The organism is Halorubrum aidingense JCM 13560 (assembly GCF_000336995.1).
In the GTDB taxonomy this organism is placed as follows: domain Archaea; phylum Halobacteriota; class Halobacteria; order Halobacteriales; family Haloferacaceae; genus Halorubrum; species Halorubrum aidingense.
This window is the reverse complement of the sequence record NZ_AOJI01000003.1, coordinates 42,600-52,706: the sequence shown is the minus strand read 5'-3', so window position 1 is coordinate 52,706 and position 10,107 is coordinate 42,600. Positions and strand designations below refer to the sequence as shown.

The following is a 10,107-nucleotide window of genomic DNA, read 5'->3' as shown; positions in this document are numbered from 1 at the left end:
CCGCTCAGAGATGTGTATAAGAGACAGGGGAAGATCCAGAACCTGGAGACCGCGCTCGAGTCGACCGACCCGAACGGTCGCGTCGGTATCGGACACACGCGCTGGAGCACACACGGCCCGCCGACGGACAGCAACGCGCACCCGCACACCGACTGTGACGGGAGACTCGCCGTGGCCCACAACGGGATCATCGAGAACCACGCGGAGCTCAGAGAGGAGCTCACGGCGCGCGGACACGTGTTCACCAGCGACACCGACACCGAAGTCGTGCCGCACCTGCTCGAAGAGCACCTCGACGAGGGACGGACCCCGCTGGAGGCGCTCCAGAGAACCGTCGACCGGCTGGAGGGAAGCTACGCGCTCGTCGTCGTGTGCGAGGAGAACGACGCCCTGTACGCGACGCGAAACGGATCGCCGCTCGTGCTCGGGATCGACGGCGATCGCCGATTCCTCGCGAGCGACGTGCCGTCGTTCCTCGATTACACCTCCGAAGTGGTCTATCTGGAGGACGGTGACATCGTCCAAGCGGAAGCCGGGAGCCACACCGTCGTCGACAGCGACGGCGAGACCGTCTCGCGCGACGCGACCTCGGTGGACTGGTCACCGGAGGACGCGGAGCGGAACGGCTACCCCCACTTCATGCTCAAGGAGATCAACGAACAGCCGGCCGCGCTCGACCGCGCGCTCAAGGGGCGCATCACCGATGATTGGACCGTCGACCTCGAGTCGTTCCCGCCGGGAACGTTCGAGGACGTGAGCGAGGTCCACTTCATCGCTTGCGGGACCTCGTACCACGCCGCGCTCTACGCCCGCGAGCTGTTGGTCGATCGCGACGTCCCGACGCACGTCTTCAGGGCGGGCGAATACGTGACGAGTCCGGCGCCGATCTCGGACGACACCCTCGTGATCGCAGTGACGCAGAGCGGCGAGACCGCCGACACCCTCGAATCGATGCGACACGCCATGCGAGAGGGCGCGCGGACGATCGCGGTGACGAACGTCGTCGGATCGACGGCCGCCCGGATGGCCGACGACGCGCTCTTCATCCGAGCCGGCCCGGAGATCGGCGTCGCCGCGACGAAGACGTTCTCTTCGCAGGTCGCCGTGCTCGGACTGCTGTCGGACCGGCTCAGTACGGACATCACCGGATCGCCTGCCGAGGACAGGGAGTCGTTCCTGCGCGCGCTGAAACGACTACCGTCCCAGGTACAGCAGGTGCTCGACCAGTCGACCGTGTCGACGATCGCGAACCGCTACCAGAGCAGCGACGGGCACTTTTTCATCGGCCGCGGGGTCTCGTACCCGGTCGCGCTGGAAGGCGCGCTGAAGTTCAAAGAGATCACCTACGAGCACGCGGAGGGGTTCGCGGCGAGCGAGCTAAAACACGGGCCGCTCGCGCTCGTCACGCCGAACACCCCGGTCTTCGCGGTGTTCTCCGGCCGCCACGACGAGAAGACGCTGAGCAACGCCGAGGAAGTCCGAACCCGCGGGGCGCCGGTCATCGGAATCGCGAGCGAGAAATCGACGCACGTCAGCGACGTCGTCGACGAGTTCCTCTCCATCCCCGATACCCACCCGCATCTCACGGGGATACTCGCGAACGTCCAGCTTCAGCTCGTCTCGTATCACGTCGCCGACCTCTTGGATCGTTCGATCGACCAACCTCGGAATCTCGCCAAGAGCGTGACCGTCGAGTGATCCACCAGACCACCACGCTCCGGGGACCTATCAGTCGTCGCCGGGGTGACGAACTCGACGCGACCAAAGGCGGGGATCGAGTCTCACGGTAACTCGTACCGATGTCGGGTTCTGACCAAGTTATATTAAGCCAGGACGAGGCGTACGACCTCCTTAGCAACGCGCGACGGCGGTTCGTGATATCGTACCTCCGTTCGCAGGACGGACCGGTGGCGCTCAACGAGCTGTCGCGACGCCTCGCGGCACAGGAAAACGACACCCCGGTCGACGAGCTGACCGACCAACAGATAAAGCGCATCTACGTCTCGCTGTACCAGACCCATCTCCCGAAGCTCGAAGAAGCGGAGCTGATCGAGTACGACAGGGACCGCAGCGTTCTCGAGTTGCGTGAAGCGGCCGACCGGCTCGACGAGTATCTCCCGACGGAGGAGTCGGAAGGGCGGAGCTGGCAGCTGGTGTACGGCGTGCTCGCCGGAATCGGGCTGTTGGTGTACGTCGTCGTCGGCCTCGTGCCGTCGATCCCGATATCGATGGGCCAACTCGGTATCGCCGTCATCGTCGCATTCGCCAGCGTATCGCTCGCTCACTACGTATCCGAACAGAGCTAACCATGAGCCACGACCACGAGGCGGCCGATCCGATCCGCCGCCCGTCGCGGTCCGAACCGCGTTCCGGCGGTGATCAGCGGTGACCACCGACTGGGACGTGGTCGGGTACGTCATCAGCTCCGACCACCGCACGGCAGTGATGGGCCGGCTCGCGGAGGGGCCGGCGACGCCGACGCAGATCGCCGACAGCGTCGATCTCTCCGTTACGCACGTCTCGCGGGCGCTCCGATCGCTTCGAAAGCGCAGCCTCGTCGACCTGCTCGTTCCCGAAGAGCGACGGAAAGGGCGGATATACGGAATCACCTCGGAAGGGAGGGAGGTGTGGGAGCTCATCGACGCGAAAGGGTTAGCCGAGTGACCCGGTGACGACCCGGATCCCCCGGTGGGACGGCGGGACAACGGGGCTTCGTGTCGAGATGAACCCGCTTGGAAACCGTTGTTAAGACGTCGTTAAGTCGCGGGTAACGCCGGTAGGACGACCATTACCATAGGCTCGACGCCTCGTAGCTACGGCCGCATGCGACGAAAGCTCACTGCAGCGATCCTCATCGCCGGCGTACTACTCACCGCGTTGATCGTCGAACGGACGACGCGGCCGGAACTCGTCGACGAATACGGCGACTAGCTCGCCGACACGGAGGGAAACAGACCGATTGCTAACGCACCGCAGATACGCGAGTATCGATTATCGTTCGGACCGAAGCGGAGCGCGTGGAACTCTCAGGTGAACGGCGGCTCCCCGCCGTCGTTCTGCGAGGTATCGCTCACAGGTGTTTTTCGCGCAACACGGCAGCCGCCGAGTCGCTCAAAACGGCACGTATCGAGGCAACCGATCGTCGGTGCCGACGGTGTTTGTGCTTATACATAATTATTAACCATAGGAATACAGATACGTATCTGCACAGACAGATAACATATAAACGTATGCAAGGAAACGCCCGACGCTGCCCTAGTAGTGGTCACCCATATAATCACAGTACAGTTATATTCCTAGGTGCATGACGTACTCCTAGCAGAACCACCGGGCCGAAAAAGACGACGGCTGCGAGCGGTTCGACGACGAACCCAGTTCGGCTTTCAGAAAATCATACATGATTCAAAAAAAGGACCCTGACGACGAGAATACGGCTTCTGGCGAGCGCTTGCGGTACGCAGAGCGAGACGACACCGTGTCGACATGTACCGCCATCGTCGAAGCCGTTGCCGCCGTTTCGGACCATGACCCGGCCGATCTACCGCCTCTGTACGAGACCATCGACCCCGACGCGCTGAACACGTTGCTCGGTCCGGCGGGCGACCGCTCCGATCAGCCACTGGCCGTTTCGTTCGCGTATTTCGGGTACAACGTGCGCGTGGATCGGAACGCGGTCGAGATTCTGTCCCTGGAGTCCGACCAAGACAATTCAGAGTGAAACACGCTTCTCATCGAGGGAACGGAGCAAACGGTAATACCCCGGGGAGAAATATCGAGCCGTGTTGGTCGACACCTGCTCCGAAACGTGCGCCCCCGACGGCGCGAGAATGCGCTCCCACGCGACATGACGGTCGCTGACTCGACGGCGCTATCGACGTACACGGCCTCGATCGCTCGACGCGGGGGACGAAGCGAGTCCGGTGCGCTGGCGCTCGAACGGGAGCTGGAGCGACTGCCGGGAGTCCACGACGCGGCGGTCTCGTTCCGGAACGAGAGCGTGCACATCACCTACGACGCCGAGATCGTCTCCGCCGGCGAACTCAGGGACGCCCTCCAGAAGCGCGGCGTCAGGATCCGGGAGGATCACGAACAAGTCACCGCCCCGAACGCGCCCGATGACGCCGATCGACGGTCGGGCGCCGAGATAGAGACGGCCGACGAACCCGAAGGGGCTCACTCCGGAGGTGCCCGACTCAGTGATGCGCAACTCGGTGATGCCCCGCTCGGAGATACCCAACCCGGACGCGATCGGTCGGCGCTGCGCGTCGAGGCCGCGTTCGTCGCGCTCACGCTGCTCGGGATGGTCGTCGGACTGAGCGCGAACTGGCTCGGCGTCGGCGACGCCGTCAGTTGGGCCGGGTACGGCGCGGCCTACGTCTTCGGCGGCTGGTACGGGCTCAAAGGCGCCGTCGAGACGCTACGTCACCGGGCGGTCGACATCGACCTGCTGATGATCGCCGCCGCGCTCGGCGCGCTTTCGATCGGTGCGCCCTTCGAGGGAGCGATGCTCCTCTTCCTGTTTTCGCTGTCGAACGTGCTCCAGCACTACGCGATCGGTCGTTCCAGGCGCGCGATCACCTCCCTCGTGGAGATGCGCCCCGACGCGGCGCAGGTGCTTCGCGAGGGCACGGAAGTCACCGTCCCAATCGACGAGGTCGAGATCGACGACGTGTTCGTGGTCCGCCCAGGGGATCGGATCCCGCTCGACGGAACGGTCGAGTCCGGCGAGAGCACGGTCGACGAAGCCTCGCTCACCGGCGAATCCGTCCCGGCGCCGAAGCGCCCCGGCGACGAAGTGTTCGGCGGGACGATAAACGAGAGCGGGAGTCTCGAGGTTCGAGTGACCCGACGCGCCCACGAGTCGGCCATCACCAAGCTCATCCACATGGTCGAGGAGGCCCAAAGCGAGAAGGCGCCGACCCAGCGGCTCATCGACCGCCTCGAACAGCCGTACGTGCTCGGCGTGTTCGGGCTCACCGTCGCGGCCATCGCGCTCCCGCTGGCCCTCGGCGCAGAGTTCACGGCCACCTTCTACCGGGCCATGACGCTCATGGTCGCGGCCTCGCCGTGTGCGGTCATCATCTCGACGCCGGCGGCGGTGCTCTCCGCGATCGCGTCGGGCGGGAGACAGGGCGTGCTGTTCAAAGGCGGCGAACACGTCGAAGCCGCGGCGACCGTCGACGCCGTCGCCTTCGATAAGACGGGAACGCTCACCGAAGGCGACACGCAGCTAACCGACGTGGTCGTCCGCGACGGGGCGGAAAGCGGAGCGCTCAGCGACGATCGGCTGCTCGGGCTGTCGGCGGCCGTCCAGTCGCGATCGGAGCATCACTTGGCCGAGGCGACCGTGGAGGCGGCCGCCGAACGGGCGGTCGACGTGCCCGACGCGGACGGGTTCCAAGCGGTCGCCGGGAAGGGCGTGCGGGCGACCGTCGAGGGCGAGACGCTCCACATCGGGAACCGCAGTTACGTCGAGACGGTCCTCGGGGACGCGCCGATCGAGGGGATCGATGCGGGGCTGGAGGCGGTCGCGGACCTGGAAGCGGAGGGAAAAACGAGCGTGCTGGTCGTCCGCGAGACCGACCGCGGCGTGGCTGTCCTCGGCTGGCTCGCGTTCACCGACACCGTTCGTCCCGGCGCGGCCGAGATGATCGAGCGGCTCCGCGAGCTCGGCGTGTCACACATCGCCATGCTGACCGGCGACAACGAACGCGTCGCGCGCCAGATCGCCGACGAGGTCGGGATCGACGAGGTGCACGCCGCGTTGCTGCCGGAAGAGAAGGTCGAGCGCGTCGAGGAGCTGGTGGCCCGCCACGAGAACGTCGCCATGGTGGGCGACGGCGTGAACGACGCCCCGGCGCTGGCGACCGCGACGCTCGGAATCGCGATGGGCGGCGCCGGGACCGACGTCGCGCTCGAGACGGCGGACGTCGTGTTGATGGGCGACGACATCGGGAAGGTCCCGTACGTGCTCGGACTCGGCCGCCGGACGCGCCGGACGCTCACGGTCAACCTCGCGATCGCCTTCGGCGCGATCGCACTGATGGTCGGGGCGATCCTCCTGCGAGGGATCCCGTTGCCCCTCGCCGTGATCGGCCACGAGGGGTCCACGGTGGTCGTCTCGCTGAACGGACTCCGGCTGCTCGGGTTTAAAGAGTGAGTCCCGGTCACGGCCGAAGCCGTCTCTCTCTCGGCAGCGGCGGTGGCGCAGCGCCCTCAGTAACTCCTCATTAACAGGTCAGCGCGGCGAGCTCCGTTCGTTTCGGTTCGCCGCCCCCGGCGGTCGGAATCTGCTGTTCGACCGTGTAGACCTGGACCTCAGTCGGCTCGACGCCGTGTTCCGTCTGGACTCGCTGACAGAGGTGGGACGCCAACTGTCGCTGTTCCCGCTCATTCGTGAATCGCAGTTCGACGAGGTACCGCAGCCATAGTGCGCTCGGATAGGTGTCTGCCGCGTCGGGCGGCTTCTCCCACTCGAGCGTTCCCCCGCGAAACGCGTCTATCCGTTCGCTCGATTCGAGCGTCGTCGGCGCGACGAACCACCGCGTCGTGGTCGGCGTGTTCGGGGCGAACAGGGTCCAGACGTAGCCGTCGGCTTCGATCACGGGGTCCGCACCGGAGTCGGCGCCGACACCGAGCTCGGCCGCCGGCCAGGCGACACTCGTAATCAAGACGATCGCGAGCACGACCGTCGCCGCGACGCGAACGCCGCGGCGCACCGCGGACGGCACCTCCGTCGGTGAATCGTCCGCCATCGATCGGGGAATGCTCACGATCGGTCCGGGAATGCGGGCCCGAACGCCGGCTCCGGCCGGGCGAGAAGCGACCGCCGAGAGCGTTTCGAGCCGGTTCCACGCAGACGGCGGGAGGTACAAGAGCAGGAACGCGATGACGATGAACGGAAACAGTCCCAGACGCAGCGTGGCGATCATTCCGGCGTGTGCGGCGACGAATCCCGCCACGGCGGCCGTTCTGAGCCGTCCGGTCGAAAGGATCAACAGCGGCGACGCGGCCATCATCCCGATCCACAGCCAGTTCACGGCGGTCAGAAGCGCCGGATACTGAGTGAGCGACGGCCCCAAGAAGACGGAGAACTGTTCGAGTTCGAGGGCGTACTGGACGCCGTTGCCGGCCATCCAGGCGTCGCTCTGTGACTTGAACGGGACGTTCACGACGTAGACGATGACCAGCTGTAGCAGGACCGTCGCCGTCGCGAGGGAGGTGACGTGGGGCCGGGGCTCTCGCGAACGCGGCTCTCGCGCCCGTCGGTCGGCGTCGACGGCGTATCGCTCTCCGAGCGGGAGGAACGCGCCCAGGAAGAGCGCGACGATGAGCAGGCCGTCACCGCCGTTGAGCACGTAGGGATTCCGCGCGTACAGCGAGACGTGCAGGAGCAGTACGCCGACGAGGACCGTCCGGGTCCGATAGCCGACGGCGAGGAGAACTGCCAGCCCCCCGGCGAGCGTGAAGAGCACGGCCTGACCGGTCACCGACCCCGAGACCGTATGCAGCGACGCCGTCGCGAGGGTCGGAAACAGTTCCGCAAGCGCGGAGCGGGGCAAGACGCCCCAGTCGGTGTAGAACGTCCGTAGTTCGCGGGCGCGGAACAGCAGGTCGCCGACGACGAGCAGTCCGAGCGCCACCCGGAACGCCGCGAGACCGCGGGTGTCGATGCCGAAACGCGATCCGAGGAGAGAGCCGAGATGGCGACGGAACTCGGTGGTCGATGTGGCCGAGGCGCCCGAGGTGGCCGAATCCCCGGACCCGCGGGGTGATAAAGCAGTCACGTTGTTGAGAATTCTCCGGGTGACTGTAATAGGTCTTCTGTCGCTCTCGACATGTCACATCACGTGGAGGAATTCGCGCGGAAATCACGCGGTGAGCTCGCTCGGTGAGCCCGCGTGGGGAACCCGCAGCTGCTCTCGGTTCGTCACGTCTTCCGTCGGAGAGGGAGAAAACTGACCGCGACGACGCCGCTTCGGTGCGTCACCGATCGACGGCGTCGGGGTCGAAGGGGCTCGCGGTCTCCCAGTAGCGCTCGAACGTCTCCGCGGCCCACTCTTGGACGGTCTCCTCGTCGGTGTGGAGCGACGCCTGCAGAATTCCGCTGTCGTCCCGCACGAGGAGGGTCACCGTCCCGTCGGTGATGGTGACGGCGAGCGGAATATCGTCTCGGCGGACGCGGATCTCCGCACCGTCGCTGTCGGCGAGCGCCCGCAGCTGGGTCCACAGTCTGTCTTCCGCTGCGAGCGCCTCGATGGCGCTCTCCGAGAGCACGGCGCGAACCGTCTGTTCGCCGGCCGCGACCCGAGCGCGGATCGTCGAGAGGCTCTGCTCGTTGAGCGTGTGCGAAAACGCGCGCACGTCGGCGGCGTCGTCCATCGCCTCGAGAACGTGCTGTAACGGGGCGCTCGGATGCGTTCGAGTCGGAACGGTGACCGTCGCGTCGGCGAGGTGGCGCAGATCGAATCCCAGTTCGTCCGTCGGGAGGTGCGCGACCACGCCGCGGAGCTTGGCCTCCGTTTCGAGGACCGACACCAGATCGCCGATCCCGTCGGCGACCAGCTTGCCGGTGGCCGTGGCGGCGTACTCGCTGCCGTCGCGTCTGACCCACGATCGGTCGGCGAAGTCCTCGAGGATCCGTCCGAGCGTCGCCTGCGACGCCCCGGTGGCCGCTGCGAGACTCCGGCGCGTGTGTGACTCGGCGGCCAGCAGTCGCAACACCGCGACCCGGTTCTGCGACCGGGCGAGAAACTCGATCTCCTCAAGCGGGGCCTCCATGCGAGCACGGAGTGGTCCCCCGGATAAACCCGCTTCGTTCTTTTTTGTGTTACGGAGGTTCACTTCCAGCACTGTGTCATGTCGTGAGCTGTTTGGTACCGTGAGCTGTTTGGTACCGTGAGCTGTTTCATGCCGTGAACTGTTTCACGTCATGAAGTATTTCATGCCGTGATCGGATATCACCGCGCTCGTGTGTTTCTCTCCGCGGAATATTTTACGAATTCCGTTATACGTCTCCGGAAACTATGCGAATATATGCCTGCGATCACGAAGAAAATCACGCAATCGTTCGAATCTGTTTCTGAGGTGTTGCCGTAGCGTGTTCTCGCGGCGAACCGGTGCGTTGTTTCTCGTTTCGGCGGTGCTGTTCGGCGGGACCTTCATCGCAGCGAAGGCCGGACTGGCGTACTTTCCGCCGCTGTTTTTCGTCGCCGTTCGCTTCGACATCGGAGCGGTCGTTCTGGCGGCGTTCGCAGCGACCACCCTCTCTCGAGCGGAGCTGCGCCCGCGGACCGCTGGCGACGTCATCGGCATCCTCGCGACGGGCGTGCTCGTCATCGGGCTGACGAACGCGCTGCTGTTCGTCGGGCAACAGGACGTGACCAGCGGCGTGGCCGCGGTCGTCTTCAGCCTGAACCCGATTCTGACGCCGGTGTTCGCCGCCGTCCTGCTCTCAGAAGACCGCCTTTCGGTTCGCGGCTCGGCGGGGATGGTGTTGGGGCTACTCGGCGTCGGGCTGGTCGCGAACCCCGGTTCGACGGCGCTGCTCGGCGGCGGGATCGGGATTCTACTGCTGTTCGGCGCCGCCGTGACGAGCGCGCTCGGTGCGGTAGTGATCCGTCGCGCCGAGTCGACGATGTCGAGCACGGCGCGGACCGTCTGGGGCGTCCCGCTGGCCGCCGTTCTCTCGCACGGTCTCAGCCTCTCGGCCGGTGAATCCGTTACCGGGCTCTCGGTGCCACCGGTCGCGCTCGCGGCGCTGCTCTACGTCGGCGTCTTTTCGGGAGCGATCGCGTACCTCGCCTACTTCGCGCTCATCGACGAGGCCGGTGCGACCGAGGCGAACCTCCTGTTTTATCTCGTCCCTGTCGTCTCCGCGGTCGGGGGCTGGGTCCTGCTCGGAGAGACGCTGCCGCTCATCTCGCTGGTCGGGTTCGGCGTCATCTTCGTCGGCTTCCTACTCGTCAGCGGCCTCCCGACCGGTGTTTCGGGGGCACTCAGGCGTGCCGTCGACGACCGACTCGTCGGCAGCAGTTCTTGAACGTTACCGCAGTGCTGTTCGATTATTCTACTGATCGGCCGGTAGTTCCGCTAATTCAGTCGGAA

The 10,107-nt window shown here is 65.8% G+C and carries 8 protein-coding genes; 6 read left to right on the top strand and 2 right to left on the bottom strand.

Features of this window, described 5'->3' with window-relative positions; genetic code table 11:
* The 5 genes from glmS to C461_RS01185 form a co-directional block, all read left to right on the top strand.
* Positions 1-1,698: glutamine--fructose-6-phosphate transaminase (isomerizing) (glmS, locus tag C461_RS01205; RefSeq protein ID WP_007997892.1), on the top strand; the 1,698-nt coding region annotated here is incomplete at its 5' end.
* Positions 1,699-1,799: 101 nt separating this feature from the next.
* Complete coding sequence (locus tag C461_RS01200; RefSeq protein ID WP_007997891.1) at positions 1,800-2,306, top strand: DUF7344 domain-containing protein; 507 nt, start codon at positions 1,800-1,802, stop codon at positions 2,304-2,306.
* A gap of 79 nt (positions 2,307-2,385) precedes the next feature.
* Entirely contained in the window at positions 2,386-2,664 is a 279-nt protein-coding gene (locus C461_RS01195) for a winged helix-turn-helix domain-containing protein (RefSeq protein ID WP_007997890.1), read from the top strand.
* A gap of 811 nt (positions 2,665-3,475) precedes the next feature.
* The gene (locus C461_RS01190) at positions 3,476-3,718 is read left to right on the top strand and encodes a HalOD1 output domain-containing protein (RefSeq protein WP_204365325.1); all 243 of its coding nucleotides are present in this window, start codon (positions 3,476-3,478) and stop codon (positions 3,716-3,718) included.
* Between the two features lie 126 nt (positions 3,719-3,844).
* Entirely contained in the window at positions 3,845-6,160 is a 2,316-nt protein-coding gene (locus C461_RS01185) for a heavy metal translocating P-type ATPase (protein ID WP_007997887.1), read from the top strand.
* A 70-nt stretch (positions 6,161-6,230) separates the two neighbouring features.
* Here C461_RS01185 and C461_RS01180 read toward each other — a convergent pair whose 3' ends face one another.
* Together C461_RS01180 and C461_RS01175 are read right to left on the bottom strand one after the other, a co-directional pair.
* Positions 6,231-7,787: an HTTM domain-containing protein gene (locus C461_RS01180; RefSeq protein ID WP_152418282.1), complete on the bottom strand. Its 1,557-nt coding sequence runs from the start codon at positions 7,785-7,787 to the stop codon at positions 6,231-6,233.
* A gap of 199 nt (positions 7,788-7,986) precedes the next feature.
* Positions 7,987-8,781, bottom strand: a complete 795-nt coding sequence (locus C461_RS01175) for a helix-turn-helix transcriptional regulator (protein WP_007997883.1) — start codon at positions 8,779-8,781, stop codon at positions 7,987-7,989.
* Positions 8,782-9,100: 319 nt separating this feature from the next.
* On the opposite strand from C461_RS01175, the gene C461_RS01170 reads away from it, so the two are divergent.
* Positions 9,101-10,042: a DMT family transporter gene (locus C461_RS01170; RefSeq protein ID WP_007997882.1), complete on the top strand. Its 942-nt coding sequence runs from the start codon at positions 9,101-9,103 to the stop codon at positions 10,040-10,042.
* Positions 10,043-10,107: the final 65 nt, after the last annotated feature.

Bases quoted from the DNA above. Each gene is read 5' to 3' on its own strand.
- C461_RS01200 (WP_007997891.1), top strand. From the start codon at position 1,800: ATGTCGGGTTCTGACCAAGTTATATTAAGCCAGGACGAGGCGTACGAC.
- C461_RS01185 (WP_007997887.1), top strand. From the start codon at position 3,845: ATGACGGTCGCTGACTCGACGGCGCTATCGACGTACACGGCCTCGATC.
- C461_RS01175 (WP_007997883.1), bottom strand. From the start codon at position 8,781: ATGGAGGCCCCGCTTGAGGAGATCGAGTTTCTCGCCCGGTCGCAGAAC.